The sequence below is a fragment of the Diaminobutyricibacter sp. McL0608 genome (assembly GCF_039613825.1).
Taxonomy (GTDB): Bacteria; Actinomycetota; Actinomycetes; order Actinomycetales; family Microbacteriaceae; genus Diaminobutyricibacter.
The window spans coordinates 1,832,758-1,850,869 of sequence record NZ_CP154826.1; the positions used below are offsets into that span (position 1 = coordinate 1,832,758).

The 18,112-nt window shown below is 66.6% G+C and carries 15 protein-coding genes; 10 read left to right on the forward strand and 5 right to left on the reverse strand.

The window, feature by feature from the left end; translation table 11 throughout:
* The first annotated feature begins 33 nt into the window (after nucleotides 1–33).
* Nucleotides 34–1,176: an alkaline phosphatase family protein gene (locus AAYO93_RS08655; RefSeq protein WP_345764576.1), complete on the forward strand. Its 1,143-nt coding sequence runs from the start codon at nucleotides 34–36 to the stop codon at nucleotides 1,174–1,176.
* Nucleotides 1,177–1,186: 10 nt separating this feature from the next.
* On the opposite strand, the gene sepH is transcribed toward AAYO93_RS08655, so the two are convergent.
* Entirely contained in the window at nucleotides 1,187–2,275 is a 1,089-nt protein-coding gene (sepH, locus tag AAYO93_RS08660; RefSeq protein ID WP_345764577.1) for a septation protein SepH, read from the reverse strand.
* Between the two features lie 207 nt (nucleotides 2,276–2,482).
* On the opposite strand from sepH, the gene AAYO93_RS08665 reads away from it, so the two are divergent.
* Nucleotides 2,483–2,776 (forward strand): DUF4193 domain-containing protein, encoded by a 294-nt coding sequence (locus tag AAYO93_RS08665; RefSeq protein ID WP_345764578.1) that lies wholly within the window; start codon nucleotides 2,483–2,485, stop codon nucleotides 2,774–2,776.
* Here the strand turns inward: AAYO93_RS08665 and AAYO93_RS08670 are convergent.
* Nucleotides 2,773–3,234 carry a DUF3093 domain-containing protein gene (locus AAYO93_RS08670; RefSeq protein WP_345764579.1) on the reverse strand — a complete coding sequence of 154 codons (462 nt, stop codon included), beginning with the start codon at nucleotides 3,232–3,234 and terminating at the stop codon, nucleotides 2,773–2,775. The two genes, AAYO93_RS08665 and AAYO93_RS08670, sit on opposite strands and share 4 nt — an antisense overlap.
* A 38-nt stretch (nucleotides 3,235–3,272) precedes the next feature.
* Here AAYO93_RS08670 and dut point away from each other — a divergent pair, with 38 nt between their 5' ends.
* The 6 genes from dut (at nucleotide 3,273) to dxs (ending at nucleotide 12,648) form a co-directional block, all read left to right on the forward strand.
* Entirely contained in the window at nucleotides 3,273–3,764 is a 492-nt protein-coding gene (dut, locus tag AAYO93_RS08675; protein ID WP_345764580.1) for a dUTP diphosphatase, read from the forward strand.
* On the forward strand, nucleotides 3,761–4,381 hold the full coding sequence (locus AAYO93_RS08680; RefSeq protein WP_345764581.1) for a DUF3710 domain-containing protein: 621 nt from the start codon (nucleotides 3,761–3,763) through the stop codon (nucleotides 4,379–4,381). The genes dut and AAYO93_RS08680 overlap by 4 nt, the downstream gene beginning before the upstream one ends.
* Nucleotides 4,382–4,392: 11 nt before the next feature.
* Nucleotides 4,393–5,193: a DUF3159 domain-containing protein gene (locus tag AAYO93_RS08685; RefSeq protein ID WP_345764582.1), complete on the forward strand. Its 801-nt coding sequence runs from the start codon at nucleotides 4,393–4,395 to the stop codon at nucleotides 5,191–5,193.
* 84 nt (nucleotides 5,194–5,277) lie between these two features.
* Entirely contained in the window at nucleotides 5,278–7,575 is a 2,298-nt protein-coding gene (locus AAYO93_RS08690; protein ID WP_345764583.1) for an HAD-IC family P-type ATPase, read from the forward strand.
* Nucleotides 7,576–7,751: 176 nt separating this feature from the next.
* Nucleotides 7,752–10,568, forward strand: coding sequence for an aconitate hydratase AcnA (gene acnA, locus AAYO93_RS08695; protein ID WP_345764584.1), 2,817 nt, complete (start codon nucleotides 7,752–7,754; stop codon nucleotides 10,566–10,568).
* 118 nt (nucleotides 10,569–10,686) lie between these two features.
* Nucleotides 10,687–12,648 (forward strand): 1-deoxy-D-xylulose-5-phosphate synthase, encoded by a 1,962-nt coding sequence (gene dxs / locus AAYO93_RS08700; RefSeq protein WP_345764585.1) that lies wholly within the window; start codon nucleotides 10,687–10,689, stop codon nucleotides 12,646–12,648.
* A 22-nt stretch (nucleotides 12,649–12,670) separates the two neighbouring features.
* Here the strand turns inward: dxs and AAYO93_RS08705 are convergent, their stop codons facing one another.
* Nucleotides 12,671–13,873, reverse strand: coding sequence for a N(5)-(carboxyethyl)ornithine synthase (locus AAYO93_RS08705; RefSeq protein WP_345764586.1), 1,203 nt, complete (start codon nucleotides 13,871–13,873; stop codon nucleotides 12,671–12,673).
* A gap of 69 nt (nucleotides 13,874–13,942) precedes the next feature.
* Nucleotides 13,943–14,479, reverse strand: a complete 537-nt coding sequence (locus AAYO93_RS08710; RefSeq protein WP_345764587.1) for a dihydrofolate reductase family protein — start codon at nucleotides 14,477–14,479, stop codon at nucleotides 13,943–13,945.
* A gap of 77 nt (nucleotides 14,480–14,556) precedes the next feature.
* Here AAYO93_RS08710 and AAYO93_RS08715 point away from each other — a divergent pair, with 77 nt between their 5' ends.
* Both AAYO93_RS08715 and AAYO93_RS08720 read left to right on the forward strand, forming a co-directional pair.
* Nucleotides 14,557–14,937, forward strand: coding sequence for a MerR family transcriptional regulator (locus tag AAYO93_RS08715; protein ID WP_345764588.1), 381 nt, complete (start codon nucleotides 14,557–14,559; stop codon nucleotides 14,935–14,937).
* A complete protein-coding gene (locus AAYO93_RS08720; RefSeq protein WP_345764589.1) occupies nucleotides 14,934–15,911 on the forward strand; it encodes an aldo/keto reductase in 978 nt (325 codons plus the stop codon). Before AAYO93_RS08715 ends, AAYO93_RS08720 begins: the two co-directional genes overlap by 4 nt.
* 62 nt (nucleotides 15,912–15,973) lie before the next feature.
* Here AAYO93_RS08720 and AAYO93_RS08725 read toward each other — a convergent pair whose 3' ends face one another.
* The gene (locus AAYO93_RS08725) at nucleotides 15,974–18,109 is read right to left on the reverse strand and encodes a 3-hydroxyacyl-CoA dehydrogenase NAD-binding domain-containing protein (protein ID WP_345764590.1); all 2,136 of its coding nucleotides are present in this window, start codon (nucleotides 18,107–18,109) and stop codon (nucleotides 15,974–15,976) included.
* Nucleotides 18,110–18,112: the final 3 nt, after the last annotated feature.

Sequence of the window (18,112 nt, forward strand, 5' to 3'; positions counted from 1 at the left end):
CCGGTCCCGCTCGTCTATGACAAACTGGGCCGGATGCCCCCCATGCTACCGGCCGCCTTCACGACTCGGCTGAGCCTTGCCGCCGTTCTCCCAAGTTCGGTGGATGCGCTCCTGAGCGCGGAGAATCCGCTCGGGCTGCGGCCTGTCGAACGCATCATCGTCGTCGTCGTCGACGGTCTGGGGGCCGCCTCGTTGCGCGCACGCTCCGGCCACGCCCGGTTCCTCGCTCCCCTCCTGACGAAGCAGACCACGATCGACTCCGGCTTCCCGACGACCACGGCCGCCGCTCTCGCCACCCTCTGCACGGGTACGACGCCGGGTACGCATGGGCTGGTCGGCTATCGCGTACTGGACAGCGCATCCGATCGTCTGGTGAACCAGCTCAACGGCTGGGACGACCGTCTCGACCCCGCGACCTGGCAGCGCAGTCAGACCGTGTTCGAACGGGCCGCACGCTCCGGCATCCATGCCTACGCGATCGGCCAGCCCCGCTACAGCGACTCGGGGTTCACGCGGGCGGTCCTCCGCGGCGCGCAGTATCTCTCGGGCAAGCGTGTGGCCGACCGATTCGAGGCGGCCAGGAACATCCTGCGATCACCGGGGCCGAGCCTGACCTACCTGTACGTGAGCGAGCTGGATACGGTCGCGCATGCGTCCGGGTGGGAATCTCCCGCGTGGACCGCCGAGCTGGAGGGGCTGGACGCCGAAGTCGTGGGCCTGGCCCGGGCCCTGGGGCGTTCCGACGGCATCATCGTCACCGCCGACCACGGCGTGATCGATGTCCCGCATACTGCCCACGTGCTCTTCGACACGGCTCCCGAGCTCGTCGACGGAGTGGAGTACGTCGGCGGCGAGCCCCGCTGCCTGCAGCTGTACCTCTCGGATCGGTCCGGGCAGGCCGCCGACCGAGTCGCATCCGTCTGGAAGGATGTCGAAGGCGAGCGATCCTGGATCGCCACGCGGGACGAAGCTATCGACGCCGGATGGTTCGGAGGGCCGGTCGCCGACGCGGTGCTGCCACGCATCGGGGATGTGATCGTGGCCGCTCGGCGGCGGGTCGCCTACTACGACTCACGCGACCCGGCGGAGTCGGGCCGCAACATGATCGGACAACACGGTTCGCTCACACCCGAAGAGACCAGGGTTCCCCTGATCCGGTTGGGCGCGATCGCCTGACGGCGCCGGCTCAGGCCAGGTCGTCGTCAGTTCGCGCACCGAAGACGATCTCGTCCCAGCTCGGCATCGAGGCGCGGCCCTTCTTGCCGACGCGCTGCTGCGGGCCGGTCGACGACTGCGCAGGCGGATCGGGGAGCTCGGCCGGCGTGAACGGAATGTCCTCAAGCTGGTCGAGCGGCACGTCGACGATGCGGATGCCCGAGTCCGGGTCCGGCTGTGGCGACTCGGCCTTCTCCTCGAAGCTGGCGGCTTCCCGCTCGCCGCGGCGGCGGCGGAGCGCTTCGAGAAGGTCAGCCGTCTGGTGCACGTCCTTCGGCTGGTCGTCGTCGGAGCGCTTGATGGCCGAGATCGCGATCGAGTTGTTCGCCGACGGGATCGTGCGGCTGTACGCCACCGGTTCGAGGAAGGGGGCCGCGTCAGGCCCGAGCAGGTCGCTCGGTGTCTCGTGGAAGGTGAAGGCACCACTGTCGAAGCGCGAGTCGTCCGGTTCCGACGAGTGCGGCGATACGGCCCGTAGGCGTGGGATGAGCGCACCCTTCAGCTCGCCCTGCTGCGACAGGGTCGTCGCCTCCGAATTGAGGGGAGCCAGGGCGTGCTTGCGCGCGTCATAGCCCCAGCGCGCGTCGTGGTCGATCTGGTCTGCGGTGAACTCCAGCTTGATGATCCAGCCGGTCTCCGCGTCCTTCCAGCTCGCCCACCGTTCACCGACGACGCCGAGTGAGGCGAGGCGGTCGCGGATGACGGCACCGAACGTCGCGCCTTCGCCGAGCGGGTCCACATCTGCGGTGGTGTGCACGGGAACGCTCAGCGCCGAGGCCACGATGTGCTCGCGCTCGGCGACGATCGGGCCCTCGAACCGCTGGATGTACTCCAGAGAAGCTCCGGTGACAGCCGCGACGTCCTCTGCGGACATGCCGGAGCGGATGTGCGCCTGCACTTCCCTGGGCGACAACTTGGGAGCGGTCGACGCCACCTCGGCCTTGCGCTGGCGAAGTCTGGACTGCAGTACTTCGTCGATGGCGATGCGGAACCGCTCACCGTCGTCGCTTGCGGCGAGCAGTGCACCGTTCTCGACTCCGATGACCTTTAAATCCTGCATGATGAAATGCCTTCCCAGCTCTCCACGTACCTCGCAAGAATGCCACGTGATGCCCCCGATTCCGGGGAATAACCGTGGCGTGCCGGAAGTTGATCACCGAGCAGTGGAATTGCGCTACGTGACTGGTTTGCTATTCCCTGCGGTTTGATGCAAACTATGGCCGCCGATTGCGAAAAATCGGTCGTTTATACGAGAAGTGGATGGGGCATGGCAACGGATTACGACGCACCGCGGAAGACCGAAGACGACTCAGAGTCGATTGAGGCCCTCAAGGAGCGTGTCCCGGACAAGATGTCCGGAGTTGTCGACGTTGACGATGCGGACAACCCTGGTGGCTTCGAACTCCCCGGCGCGGACCTCTCAGACCTCGACCTAGACGTCGTCGTCCTTCCGCCTCAGGCCGACGAATTCACCTGTGTGAACTGCTTCCTGGTGAAGCACCGCTCGCAGATCGATCACGACACGAAGCTCGGACCGATCTGCGTGGAGTGCGCAGCCTAGGACGCAGCGCTCGCAGCCGCGAGTCGACCTTCATCGAGAGCCCGGACCAGCTGGTCCGGGCTTCTTGTTGAGATCAGCCAGTACGGCGCCGGGTCCTGCGGGTCGAGGACAGGCACCTTCACGACAGGCTTCACCCAGCCGCGGATGAGGAGCCAGGCACGCGCATCCAGGCGCTGGCCGCGTTCCAGCACCGCAGCATCCGGACCGTAGCCGGTGGGCTCGCCGACCAGCGTGAGCGTGATGCTCGCCCGGCCCGCGAAGAGTTCGCTGTCGGTCACCCGGATGACGGGCGATGATGCGATCAGCATCGCCACGCAGCCGCCGTAGAGGACGCTGGCCGTGATGACGCCGGCGATCATCGAGATGGGCGCGAAGACGAGGATGCTCGCGGGGATGACGAGGGCTGTGGAGATGTACAGCCAGGGAGCGGCCCAGAGCCGTTCACGATAGAGAACCATGACTCTATTCGATCAGACTTCTGCACTACCCTCGACACGTGACCGATACCGTTGATGTCCCGATCGTCGCCGACCTCGTGCCGGCATATGCCCATCCGGGCGACGCGGGCGCCGATCTGTGCGCGGCCGAAGCCGTGACCCTCGGACCCGGGGAGCGCGCGACCGTACCGACGGGCGTGTCGATCGCCCTCCCTGACGGCTTCGCCGGTTTCGTCGTGCCGCGCAGCGGACTCGCGGCGCGCCATGGGATCACGATCGTCAACTCGCCCGGCACGGTCGATGCCGGCTATCGCGGCGAGATCCGTGTCACGGTACTGAATACCGACAGTTCGATGCCGTACGATATCGCCGTCGGCGACCGGATCGCCCAGCTCATCGTGATGCCGGTGACCCGGGCGCGGTTCGTGCCCGTCGACAGCCTTTCGGAGAGCCTCCGCGGTACCGCGGGGTTCGGTTCGACCGGCTACAGCACGGAGCCGCGCACCACCGTGCGGTCAGAAGACAGCGTCAAGTCAGGAGAACCAGCGTGACCGACACGAGCAGCACCGACCCCGAGAGCTGGGAGAAGTCGGCGCCGGCGGACCGCGAGACGGAAGGGCCGCTCGACGAGAGCGAGGCCAACCCCGTTCGTCCGTACGTCGATCTCGGGGGCGTCAAGATCCTCCCGCGCGAAGGTCTGCACCTGCGCCTCGAGGTCGAGGAGGAGACGCAGCGCGTCGTCGCCGTCGGACTGGACTATGCGAACTCGACACTGCAGGTTCAGCCGTTCGCCGCTCCGCGCTCCAGCGGACTGTGGCACGAGATCCGCGAGCAGATCGCCGAACAGGTCGAGCGTCAGGGCGGCCGCACGTCGGTCCGCGACGGCGTCTTCGGTCCCGAGCTGGTCGCCGAGATCCCGGTCGCGTCGACCCAGGGCCCCGGCGGCGAGACACGTGTCGCGCGTTTCGTCGGTGTCGACGGACCGCGCTGGTTCCTCCGCGGCGTGATCGCGGGGGATGCCGCGGTCAAACCCGATGCCGCGGCTCTGGTCGAAGATCTGTTCCGCAGCATCGTCGTCGTCCGCGGAACCGTCCCGATGCCCCCTCGCGACCTGATCCCGCTGCGTATGCCGGCGGCTCCCGCTGCGGGCGACGGAACCCCGGTGTGAGCAGGCAGAGCATGTCCAGCACCGGTGAACCGTCGAAGCCGAACGACGAGGAGGGCGAGACCGCCGTCCCCAGTGCCATCGGCGAAAGCCTGGCGAACGCCGCACGCAAGTCCGGCATCGGGCAGCTCGCCGACAGCGATACCTCGACCGGAACGGCGCTGCTCGGCGCGCTCGGAGGGATACGCGGACTCCTGGAGACGATCCTGCCCGGACTCGTCTTCCTCATCCTCTTCACGTTCACGACGAACGTTCCGCTCTCCCTCGGCGCGTCGGTTCTCGTGGCCGTCGTCTTCACCGCGGTGCGGATCATCGGCAAGACGCCCGTCACACAGGCCGTCGCCGGCCTGATCGGGGTCGGCGCATCGGCGATCCTGGCGCTCATCACCGGTCGCGGCGAAGACAATTTCATCTTCGGTATCGGTCTGAATCTGCTCTACGGCGCGGCCCTGCTGATCTCCATGCTCGTGCGCTGGCCGCTGATCGGCCTCGCGTCCGGCTACCTCATGGGCGACGGGCTCGCCTGGCGCAAAGACCGCACCAAGTTCCGGGTGATGCAGGCGCTCACGTTCCTCTGGTTCCTCCTGTTCGCCGCCCGGCTCGTGGTCGAGCTTCCGCTCTACCTGGCGCACACGGACGCGGCGACCACCGGTCTCGGAATCGCGAAGCTGCTCATGGGGGTTCCGCTCTACGCGCCGCTCCTGCTCGTGACCTGGTTCGTCGTTCGCGGGCTTTACGGAGTCGGTGGCACAGCGAGAGACGAGGCGAAGCCCGAATCCACGGGTCCTGACCGTCCCGCATCGAACGGGACCTGAGGGCCCGTGACGTACGCGCGCACAGGGGAGGGACTGACCCGCGCGGAAGTTGCCGAGCGCCACGCCAGCGGACGTGGCAATGCGGTGACGCAGCCGACGTCGCGCTCGATCTCGGAGATCCTCCGAGAGAACGTCTTCACGCTCTTCAACGGCATCCTCACCGTGTGCTTCGTCGCGGTGATCGTGCTGGGCGACCTGCGCGACGGGTTCTTCTACGGAGTCGTCGTCGTGAACGCGCTCATCGGCATCGTCCAGGAGGTGCGGGCGAAGGTCGTGCTCGACCGGGCCGCGTTGCTGGCGGCACCGGAAAGCCGGGTGAAACGGGACGGCGCCGTCGAGACGGTCGCCCTGGCCGAGGTGGTCCTCGACGACCTCCTCGTCCTGCGGCCGGGTGACCAGATCCCGGCGGATGCGGTCGTCGAGGCGAGCAACGGGCTCGGACTCGACGAATCGCTTCTGACCGGCGAGGCCGACCCGGTGCTGAAGGACGAGGGCGATCAGCTGCTCTCCGGGTCGCACGTCGTCAGCGGCACGGGCTACGCGACGGTCACCGCGGTCGGCGCCGACTCGTACGCGAGCAGGCTGACCTCCGAGATCCGCAAGCACTCGCTCGTCCGATCGGAACTGCGCGATGCCACCAACCGCATCCTCGTCTACCTGTCCTGGATCCTCGGGCCCGTCATCGTCATCACGATCATCGGCCGGATCCTCACGTACGGCGGCTTCGCGACGCTCGGCCAGAACGGACGCTGGCGCCGTGCACTGCTCGACGCCGTCGCCAGCGTGGTCGGGATGATACCCGAGGGTCTCGTGCTCCTCACCAGCCTCGCCTTCGGGGTCGCCGCAATCCAGCTCGCCGCGCGCAAGGTGCTCGTCCAGGAGCTCGCGGCCGTCGAAGTGCTCGCGCGCGTCGATGTGCTCTGCCTCGACAAGACCGGCACTCTCACCAGCGGCGAACTGGCGTTCGACCACATCGAGTCACTGGGGGACGTAGTTGCTCCGGCCGACGCGGAAGCCGCTCTTGCCGCGTTCGGGGCCGACGATGCCGGGAACGCGACGGCGGGCATCCTCTCGCGGCATTTCCAGTCGGACACGCTCGTCGTCGAGCGACGCATCCCGTTCAGCTCCGCGACGAAGTTCAGTGGTGTCGTCTTCTCCGTCGGCGGCGTCCGATCCTCCTGGCTGCTCGGAGCTCCCGAACGGCTGCTGGGCGAGCACCCCGAGCAACTGGCACGCGCCAACACGGTCGCGGCGACGGGTCAGCGCACCCTCGCCCTCGTGCGTGCGCTCGACCCGCTGCCGACCGAACCGCACGCCTCGATCAGGGGCGTTCGCGTCGAGCCGGCGCAGCTGGTCGTGTTCGAGGAGTCGGTGCGCCCGGCGGCGCGAGCAACGCTCGGCTACTTCCGCAAACAGGCGGTGCGTGTGGTGGTCATGTCGGGGGACAACCCGGTGACCGTCTCGGCCATCGCACGGACCCTCGACCTGAACGGCGAGGCGGTCGACGCGTCGACGCTCAACGGGGATGCGGAACTCGCGGCGGCGCTCCAGACCTCCGACATCTTCGGCCGGGTCAGCCCGGAGCAGAAGCGCACGGCTGTGGGCATCCTGCGCGAAATGGGCAGGACGGTCGCCATGACCGGCGACGGTGTCAACGACGCCATGGCGATCAAGGATGCGGATTTGGGCATCGCGATGGGCACGGCGACGCCCGCGACCAAGGCCGTCTCGCGCATCGTGCTGCTCGACAATCGATTCGACCGGCTTCCAGACGTGCTCGCGTTCGGCAGACGCGTCATCGCCAACGTCGAGCGGGTCTCGAACCTGTTCCTCGCCAAAACGGTCTACGGGATCCTCCTCGCACTGGTCAGCGCCGTGATGTTGTGGCCTTTCCCGTTCCTTCCGAGGCAGTTGACCCTGGTCTCGACGCTGGCCATCGGCATCCCGTCGTTCGTGCTCGCGCTCGCCCGCAACCGCCGCATCTACACCCCGGGGGTCCTCCGGCGCATCCTCACGTATTCGATCCCGACAGGGACGATCGCCGCTATCGCGTGCGTGGTCGCATATCTACCGCTGTATCGGAGCATCCCGCTCCCTGAGGCGCGCAGCATCACGACCGTCACCCTGTTCTGCGTATCCCTCTGGATTCTCTGCGTGCTCACCCGGCCGCTCAGCTGGCCCCGACTCCTGCTGCTGGCCGGCGTCGTCGCGGCGATGGTCCTGGTCTGCGTGCTGCCGGGGCCGAGCGAGTTCTTCATGATGCGCATCCCGCTGTCGCCGGAATTGCTGTGGGGGATCGGCGTCGGTGTCGTGGGTGCCGCGGGAATCGAGGTCTTCTACCGGTTCGCACGGCGCCGCGGACTGGTCTTCGACCGGGAGTAGCGAGCGTCCCGCTGTGCTAGATTTATCTCGACGTCAAGATAAATTGTGAAGCGAACGGATGCCGGAAGCGGGCTCGCGACTTAGGCTAGCCTTGCTGGAAACACGCTTTGTTCGACCACGAATATTGATCACGATGGCCGGCTTCTTCCATGCCTGCCGATGAAGGAGAGGGCAACGTGTCTGCGGTAAACAGCTTTGGAGCAAAGGACACCCTCCGGGTCGGGTCGACGGACTACGAAGTCTTCAGAATCGACACCGTCCCGGGCTACGACAAGCTCCCGTTCAGCCTGAAGGTCCTCCTCGAGAACCTGCTTCGCACCGAAGACGGAGCGAACATCACGGCTGACCACATCAACGCTCTCGGCGGATGGGATCCGACCGCGGAGCCCGACACCGAGATCCAGTTCACTCCTGCGCGCGTCATCATGCAGGACTTCACCGGTGTCCCGTGCATCGTCGACCTCGCGACCATGCGCGAGGCGGTCTCCGCCCTCGGCGGCGACCCCCGCAGGATCAACCCCCTCGCGCCCGCCGAGATGGTCATCGACCACTCGGTCATCGCCGATCTCTTCGGCACCGAGAACGCGCTCGAGCGGAACACGGACATCGAATACGAACGCAACGGCGAGCGCTACCAGTTCCTCCGGTGGGGCCAGACGGCCTTCGACGACTTCAAGGTCGTTCCGCCGGGAACCGGCATCGTGCACCAGGTCAACATCGAGTACCTCGCGCGTGTCACGATGACGCGACAGGTCGGTGGGGCGCTCCAGGCCTACCCCGACACCTGCGTCGGCACCGACTCGCACACGACCATGGTCAACGGCCTCGGCGTGCTCGGCTGGGGCGTCGGCGGAATCGAGGCGGAGGCGGCGATGCTCGGGCAGCCCGTCTCGATGCTCATCCCCAAGGTCGTCGGCTTCAAGCTGTCCGGCGCGATCCCGACGGGCGTCACGGCCACCGACGTCGTGCTCACCATCACCCAGATGCTCCGCAAGCACGGCGTGGTCGGCAAGTTCGTCGAGTTCTACGGCGCAGGCGTCGCAGAGGTTCCCCTCGCGAACCGCGCGACCATCGGAAACATGAGCCCCGAGTTCGGCTCGACCGCGGCCATGTTCCCGATCGACGACGTCACGCTCGACTACCTGCGCCTCACCGGCCGCAGCGCGGAGCAGATCGCGCTCGTCGAGCAGTACTCCAAGCTGCAGTCGCTCTGGCACGACCCGTCGACCGAACCGGTCTTCAGCGAGTACCTCGAGCTCGACCTGGGCACCGTCGTGCCGTCGATCGCCGGCCCGAAGCGCCCGCAGGACCGCATCATCCTGGCCGAGGCGAAGGACCAGTTCGAGAAGGACCTCGTCGACTACGCCGACATCGACCACGACATCGTCGACCTGACGATCTCCGAGTCGTTCCCGGCGTCCGACCCGGGTGAACTCAGCCCGCAGGACACCAACAGCACGCACGTGCACCACCACCACAGCCACGCGCCCAAGTCGGCGTCGAGCCCGACCCCGGTGACCATCGCCGAGACCGGAACCTCGTTCACGCTCGACCACGGCGCCGTCGCGATCGCGGCGATCACGTCGTGCACGAACACGTCGAACCCGTCGGTGATGCTCGCGGCCGGCCTCCTCGCCCGTAACGCTGCCAGAAAGGGCCTGAAGTCCAAGCCATGGGTCAAGACCACGCTGGCTCCCGGCTCCAAGGTCGTCACCGACTACTACGAGAAGGCGGGCCTCACCGGTTACCTCGAAGAACTCGGCTTCTACACGGTCGGCTACGGCTGCACCACGTGCATCGGCAACTCCGGACCGCTCATCGATGAGATCTCGCAGGCCGTGAACCAGAACGACCTGGCCGTCACCGCGGTGCTCTCGGGCAACCGCAACTTCGAGGGCCGTATCAACCCCGACGTGAAGATGAACTACCTGGCAAGCCCTCCGCTGGTGATCGCGTACGCGCTGGCCGGTTCGATGAACTTCGACTTCGCGGTGGATGCGCTCGGCACCGATCAGGACGGTAACGATGTCTTCCTCAAAGACATCTGGCCCGACGCGGCCGAGGTGCAGGAGACGATCGACTCGTCGATCAACGAGGGCATGTTCACCCACGAGTACTCGAGCGTCTTCGAGGGCGACGACCGCTGGAAGTCCCTGCCGACCCCGACGGGTTCGGTCTTCGAATGGGATGAGAAGTCGACCTACGTGCGCAAGCCCCCGTACTTCGAAGGCATGACGCTCGAAACCACTCCGGTCAGCGACATCCAGGGAGCTCGTGTCCTCGCGAAGCTCGGCGACTCGGTCACCACCGACCACATCAGCCCGGCCGGGAACATCAAGGCCGACAGCCCCGCCGGCAAGTACCTCGACGAACACGGCATCGACCGCAAGGACTACAACTCCTACGGATCGCGACGCGGCAACCACGAGGTGATGATCCGCGGTACCTTCGCGAACATCCGCCTCAAGAACCAGCTGCTCGACGGCGTCGAGGGCGGATACACGCGCGACTTCACGCAGGAGGGCGGCCCGCAGTCGTTCATCTACGACGCGTCGCAGAACTACCAGGCGCAGGGAACGCCGCTCGTCATCCTCGGCGGCAAGGAGTACGGCTCCGGTTCGTCCCGTGACTGGGCGGCGAAGGGGACCAGCCTCCTCGGCGTCCGCGCGGTCATCACGGAGAGCTTCGAGCGCATCCACCGGTCGAACCTGATCGGCATGGGCGTCGTCCCGCTTCAGTTCCCTGCCGGCGAGTCGTGGGCGTCCCTCGGGCTCGACGGCACCGAGTCGATCAGCATCAGCGGACTCGAGGCCCTCAACGAAGGAACCACGCCGAAGACGGTTCACGTCGTCGCTGAGCCGACCTCCGACTCGCCCGCGGGCAAGCAGGCGATCGAGTTCGACGCCGTCGTGCGCATCGACACACCGGGGGAGGCCGACTACTACCGCAACGGCGGCATCCTCCAGTACGTCCTCCGGAGCCTGGTGGCCTGAACGCACCAATGAACCGAGTGCCGCCGAGGCGACCGGATCGTCCACTTCAGGATGAACGATGCGGGACGAAACGGCGGCACTCGGTGATTCCGGAGCGCGCGCGCCTAAACTCGAACCCATGAGTATCCTCGAGACCATCTCCGGTCCCCGTGACCTGGACGCTCTGTCCAAAGAGCAGCTGGTGCAGCTCGCAGCCGAGATCCGGGAGTTCCTGATCTCGAACGTCTCCAAGACCGGGGGACACCTCGGTCCCAATCTCGGCGTCGTCGAGTCCACCATCGCCATCCATCGCGTCTTCGATTCACCACGGGACGCCATCGTCTTCGACACCGGCCACCAGTCGTATGTGCACAAGCTGCTCACCGGCCGGCAGGACTTCAGCATGCTCCGCCAGCGCGGCGGCCTCGCCGGCTACCCGCAGCGCTCGGAATCCGTTCACGACATCGTCGAGAGCTCGCACGCCTCGAGTTCGCTGTCGTGGGCGGACGGCATCTCGCGTGCCTTCTCGATGACCGGTCAGGACGACCGTCACGTCGTCGCCATGGTGGGCGACGGTGCGTTGACGGGCGGGATGACCTGGGAAGCGCTCAACAACATCAGCGACGACAACACCCGTCGGCTCATCATCGTCGTCAACGACAACGGCCGCTCATATGCGCCGACGATCGGTGGGATGGCGCGCTTCCTCAACACCGTGCGCACGCGCCGCTCCTACCGCAGCCTCTACCTGACCAGCCGTAAAGCCTTCTATCAGCTCGGCACGCCGGGGCGAGCGATCTACCGCGGTATGCGCGGCGGGCTCCACGGCTTCCTCAGCCGTTTCTGGAACAACGACGCGCTCTACTCCAACCTCGACATCAAATACATCGGCCCGGTTCAGGGTCACGACATCGAGGCGATGGAAGAAGCCCTGCGCCAGGCGAAGAACTACGGCGCCCCGGTCATCGTCCACATGATCACGCAGAAGGGTCGCGGCTACGAGCCGGCAGTGCGCGATGCCGCCGACCAGTTCCACGCCGTCGGTCAGATCGACCCCGAGACCGGTGAACCGATCGAGAGTTCGACCAAGCCGTCCTGGACGAGCGTGTTCTCGGACGAGATCGTCGGGCTCGCCGAACGCAACCCCCGGATCGTCGGCATCACCGCGGCGATGCTGCGCCCCACCGGGCTCCACAAGTTCGCCGAACGCTTCCCAGGCCGCGTCCACGACGTCGGCATCGCGGAGCAGCACGCCGTAGCGAGCGCTGCGGGTCTCGCCTTCGGCGGCCTCCATCCGGTCGTCGCCATCTACGCCACCTTCATCAATCGGGCATTCGACCAAGTGCTGATGGACGTCGCCCTGCACAAGGCCGGGGTGACGTTCGTTCTCGACCGTGCCGGCGTGACCGGTCCAGACGGGCCCAGTCACCACGGAATCTGGGATCTCGCCATCCTCCAGGTCGTGCCGAACATCCGCCTCGCAGCGCCCCGCGACGCCACGCGCTTCCGCGAGGAGCTCGGCGAGGCCGTCGCCGTCGACGATGCTCCGACGGTGCTGCGGTTCCCCAAAGGCAGCGTGAGCCCCGACATCGAGGCCCAGCGTCGAACCGCGGACGGCGTGGACGTGCTCCGGGAAGCGCCGCACAAGGACGTCCTCCTGGTGACGGTGGGCCCGATGGCCGACCTCGGACTCAGGGTCGCCGATCGACTCGCGGCCCAGGGTATCGGTGCGACGGTGGTGGACCCGCGCTGGGTCGTCCCGGTCCCGCGCTCGATCCTGACGCTGGCCGCCGAGCACCGGATCGTCGTGACGATCGAAGACGGCATCCGGGTCGGCGGGATCGGCACGCGCGTCCGGCAGGACCTGCGCGAGGCGGGCATCGACACCGCCGTCGACGAGCTCGGGCTTCCCGACGAGTTCCTCGACCATGCGACACGCGAGCAGATCCTCGAAGACGCCGGCCTGACTCCGCAGAAGATCGCGCGCGATCTCGTCGCGCAGGTCCTGGGGAGCAAGGTGCCGGTTGCGAGGCCCCTTCCCGCGGAGGGCGGGGACCGCGCGGAGGTCGGCCAGCGCAAGGCAGGCGAGAAGCGGCTCTGAGGTCCGCCCGATCGATTCGTCCCTACGCGGAGGCGAGCACGATCGGCCGGTAGGGCTTGACGGGTTCCCTCGACTGGAATTCGAGAATCGCCGGGTTCACGATCTCACCGTCCCTGATCTCGATCGCGCGCCGGATGGTGTCGTCGGCCATCCATGCCTGCGCACCACCCATGACGGTGCGCAGGAACGGCGTGAGAGCTTCGCCGATCTCCCACGTGGCGGAGTCCCACAGGTAGGACGGACTGTGGTCGACCGCGTAGTAGCGGACATGGTCGCCCACCTCGAACACGGGGTCGTCGAACGTCGTGGGTGTCGCCCAGCTGAAACCCATCCCTTCGTCGCACGAGACGTCGACGATGAGACTTCCGGGCGCAAAGGCGACCAGGTCGGACTCGTCGAGGTAATTCAGTGGCGCGTTCGGGTCCTGCAGCGTGCAGTTGACGACGATGTCGGCCTCGGCGAGGAAGGGAGCGAGGGGCACCCGACCATGGTCGGTGAGCACGTGGCTGAGGTGAGGCGCGGTGTCGTCATGGTCGAACTGCACGATGTGCACGGAGTGGATGGGGGACCCGACCGCTGCGACCTCACGGTTGGTGAGCACCTGCACATCGTGCACGCCGTGGGCGTTGAGCGCGGTGACAGCACCGCGGGCTGTGGCGCCGAACCCGATCACCACGGCTTTCAGGCGACGACCGTAGTCGCCGGTGAGGCCGACGACCTCGAGCGCGTGCAGCACGGAACAGTAGCCGGCGAGTTCGTTGTTCTTGTGGAAGACGTGGAGACCGAAGCTGCCGCTTCGCGTCCAGTGGTTCATCGCCTCGAATGCGATGAGGGTGAGCCCCTTGTCGATCGCCAACTGGGTCATTTCACGATCCTGGACGCAGTGCGGCCACCCCCAGAGCACCTGCCCGTCGCGGAGATCGCGGAGATCGCTGTGCTGCGGCTTAGGCAGGAGGATCACATCCGACCCGGCGATCACCTCGTCGCGCGATCCGATGCTTCCGACGAAGGGGCGCAGCTGATCGTCTGAGAGACCGAAGCGAAGCCCGTATCCGGTCTCCAGCATGATGCCGGACCGCAGGTCGGCGTCGATTCGGTCGAGGCGTGCCGGGTGGAGGGGGAGTCGCCTCTCGTGGGGTTTCCGGGAACTCGCGAGCACACCGATCCGCATGGTCGGGTCGAAGCTGATCGCGTCGAAGAACTGAACGTCGTGCGGAACATCCATGATGGCTCCCTCAGTGGGCGCCGAACCGGCTCCGTCTTCGCGACTCTATGCCCCGAACCTGTGGGTCTCTCAGGTGAGCCGGTAGACGTGCTCGACGGCGCCGCCCTCGAACGGCGTGGTACTCGCCAGTGGGAGTGGCGACGTGGGTCGCCCGATCGGCAGCAGCGGCTTACCCGACCCGACGATGATCGGCATGACCGTCACCCGCAACTCGTCGAGCAGGCCGGCATCGACGAACTGGGCTGCGACGTTTCCGCCGCCGACCACCCACACATTGCGATCACCGGCTGCGATGCGTACCTCGCCATCGAGCTGCGCGATGTCCCCGGCCCAGAACACGACCTCGGCGCCCTCGATCGCGGGCAGTTCGCGGTGCGTGAGCACCCAGGTCGGGATGCCAGCATACGGCCATTCGAGGTTCGGCTGGTCGAGCAGGAATCGATAGGTCGCCGCTCCCATCACGAGTGCTCCGATCCTGGAGTAGAACGCGTCGTAGCTCTTCTGGAAGGCCGTGAAGCCGAACTGTTCGAGCCATTCGATGCGGTCGTCTGCATCCGCGATGAATCCATCGATCGAGGACGCGACGTAGTACTGGGTGAGTGCCATGCGCGGCACGCTACCAGCGACCCCTGACGGAAGGCACCGTTTGACTTCGAGTGCACTCTAAGTTCTAGGGTGGCAACATGACCACAACACCGGCGGCGATGTCGATCTCCGACGTCGCCGGGCTCACGGGCCTTTCGACCCACACGCTGCGGTACTACGAGCGCGAAGGACTGATGCTGACACCGGTCGACCGCTCGTCGTCCACGCATCGGCGCTACACGGAGGCCGACCTCACCTGGGTCACCTTCCTCACCAAGCTGCGGCTCACCGCCATGCCGATCGCGCGGATGCGCGAGTACGTCGAGCTCGCCCGGCGCGGCGACGACACGACGGCCGAGCGGCTCGAACTGCTACTGATCCACCGGATGAATGTGGTGAGGCAACTCGACGAGATGAAGAAGAGCCTCGCCGCCATCGACTACAAGATCTCGCTCTACAAAGAAAAGGTGAATGCATGAAGAAGATCACACTCGGAACCAACCGGCTCGAGGTCTCTCGCCTCGGTCTCGGCTGCATGGGCATGTCGGCGTTCTACACGGGCGCCGGAACCGACGAGGCCGGCTCGATCGCCACGATCCACCGCGCCATGGAACTCGGCGTCACGTTCTTCGACACGGCGGAGATCTACGGCCCGTACGCGAACGAAGAACTCCTCGCGAAAGCGTTCGCGGGCAAGCGCGACCAGGTCGTCATCGCGACGAAGTTCGGCACCATCCTGCACCGGTCGACGAATGAGCGCGGGCTCGACGGCAGCGCGGAGAACGTTCGACTGTCGGTCGAAGGTTCACTGAAGCGACTGAACACCGACTACATCGACCTCTACTACCAGCACCGGATGGACCCGGGCAGGCCGATCGAAGAGACCGTCGGAGCACTGAGCGAGCTGATCAGCGAAGGTAAGATCCGCCACTACGGGTTGTCGGAGGCCGCTCCAGAGACCATCCGACGTGCGAACGCGGTCCACCCCGTGACAGCGCTCCAGACCGAGTACTCGCTGTGGTCACGCGATGTCGAGCAGGACATCCTGCCGACGGTCCGCGAGCTCGGGATCGGTTTCGTGCCGTACTCGCCGCTCGGACGCGGATTCCTGACGGGCACCATCCGGTCGCTCGACCAGCTCGACGAGAGCGATTTCCGCCGCTTCAACCCACGCTTCGAGGGCGACAACCTGGAGGCGAACATCCGGATCGTCGAGCAGGTCGACGCGGTGGCGAACGAGATCGGCGCGGCTCCTGGCCAGGTCGCACTCGCCTGGCTGCTCGCGCAGGGCGACGACATCGCACCCATCCCGGGTACGCGGCGGGTGGCGAACCTGGAGCAGAACGTGGCAGCGGATGCGATCGAGCTGACGGATGCGCAGCTTGCGGCACTCGACGCGGTCGCGACCCCCGTCGGCGACCGCTACGCCGATATGACGCCCCTCAACCGGTGATTCCCCATTGCGGAAAGGGCGGACCCTCGAGCTGAGGGTCCGCCCTTTCCGTGGATGCGCTGCTAGGAGACGCCCCGAATCACCGGGTGCTGGAAGGTGTCACCGAAGACGCGCTCGCTCGCACCGACCCGGTCGAGGTAGGGCGTGATACCGCCCATCTGGAACGGGAAGCCCGCACCGAGGATCATGCACAGGTCGATGTCCTCAGCCGCGTGCACGACGTCGTCTTCGAGCATCCTGTGGATCTCGTCGGCCAGCCCGTCCTCGAGACGCGAGAGGATCTGCTCCTTCGTCCACGGCGAGGTCCCGCCGGAGACGATCTTCGCGGCGCCCTTGTCGATGCCCTTGATCCGGCCTTTGGAGTCCTTCTCGAGAAGGGTCCCGTACTCGGCCAGCTTGTGCAGGTTCTCGCTCTGATAGAAGCGGTCGGGGAACGCGGCGTGGTGGGTGTCGAGCACATGTGCGCCGACTTTCAGCCCGACCAGGTCGAGAAGAGCCGACGGCGCCATCGGCAGGCCGAGAGGGGCGAACCCTTCGTCGACCACGTCGAACGGCGTGCCGTCGTCGACCGCGTGCATCGCCTCGCCGAGCACCTTCGCGAGCACCCGGTTCACCACGAAGCCGGGGGTGTCGGCGGTGATGACCGCATTCTTGCGCAGCTTCGCCGCCGTGACCATCGCTGTAGACAGCGTCGCCTCGTCGGTGTTCGGGGTCCTGACGACCTCGATGAGCGGCATCACGGCGACCGGCGTGAAGAAGTGGAATCCGACGAGGCGTTCCGGGTGCTTCAGCCGCGCGCCGATCTGTTCGACTGAGAGGGACGAGGTGTTCGTCGCGAGCACGGCCTCGGGCGAGATGTAGTCCTCGAATTCGGCGAAGACGTCCTGCTTCACCGAGAGCTCCTCGAACACGGCCTCGATCACCCAGTCCGCGTCGGCGAACAGCGACCGGTCGGTGGTTCCCGTGACCAGTGCGCGCAGGCGGTTCGCCTCGTCGGGCGAGATGCGACCCTTCTCGAGGAGCTTGGCGATCTCGTCGTGGATGTAGGCGACACCCTTGTCGACGCGCGCCTGGTCGAGGTCGGTGATGACCACCGGCACCCGCAGGCGTCGCACGAACAGGAGCGCGAACTGGCTCGCCATATAGCCGGCACCGATCACGCCGACCTTGGTGACCGGCTTGGCCAGGGCCTTGTCCGGGGCGCCGGCCGGACGCTTGGCCCGCTTCTGCACCAGGTTGAACGCATAGATGCTGGCCTGGAACTGGTCGCCCGAGATGAGTTCGGCGAGTGCTGCGTCTTCGCGCTCGAAGCCTTCCTCCTTGGTTCCGCTCTTCGCTGCCTTGAGCAGGTCGAGGGCGAGATACGGGGACTTCGGGATGCTGCCGATGCGGCTCTCGAGCATCTTGCGCGCGATGCCGACGGCGGCATCCCATTTGACGAGACGCTCGACCTTGCCGGGCACGTTCGGACGTTTCACGGTGATCTCGCCCGCGATGACGCCGTCCGCCCAGCGGATGGAGTCTTCGAGGAAGTTCGCCGAGTCGAAGATCGCGTCGGCGATGCCGAGCTCGAAGGCCTCGTCGGCCTTGAGCACGCGGTTCTGCTTGAGCGGGTTCTCGATGATCACTTTGAGCGCATTCTCGATGCCGATCAGGTTGGGCAGGATGTACGCTCCGCCCCACCCGGGGATGAGGCCGAGGAACACCTCGGGCAGCGCGAACGCAGCCGTCGACCGGTCGATGGTGCGGTAGTCGGCGTTGAGGCCGATCTCCACACCACCGCCGAGGGCGAGACCGTTCGTGAACACGAACGACGGAACGCCGAACAGCGCCTGCTTGCCGAGTACATGGTGGCCGAGCTGGGGCAGCAGCTTCGCGACCTCCCTGCTCGGCAGGTCGCCCACCTTGCTCAGGTCGGCGCCGGCAGCGAGGATGAACGGCTTGCCCGTGACCGCGACGCCGTGGATCTCTCCTCGTGCGGCCCGGTCGGTGAGCGCGTCGAACGTCTTCCCGAGTTCGAGAAGAGTCGCAGGACCGAGCGTGTTCGGCCGGGTGTGGTCGCGGCCGTTGTCGAGGGTGACGAGGGCGAGGGTCTTGCCGCCGCGCAAGGGGACGTCACGCACGTAGGAGTGCGTGACGACCTCATCGGGGTCGATGCCGAGCAGCGGGGTGAAGTCGATCTTCGAGTAGTCGGTCATTGA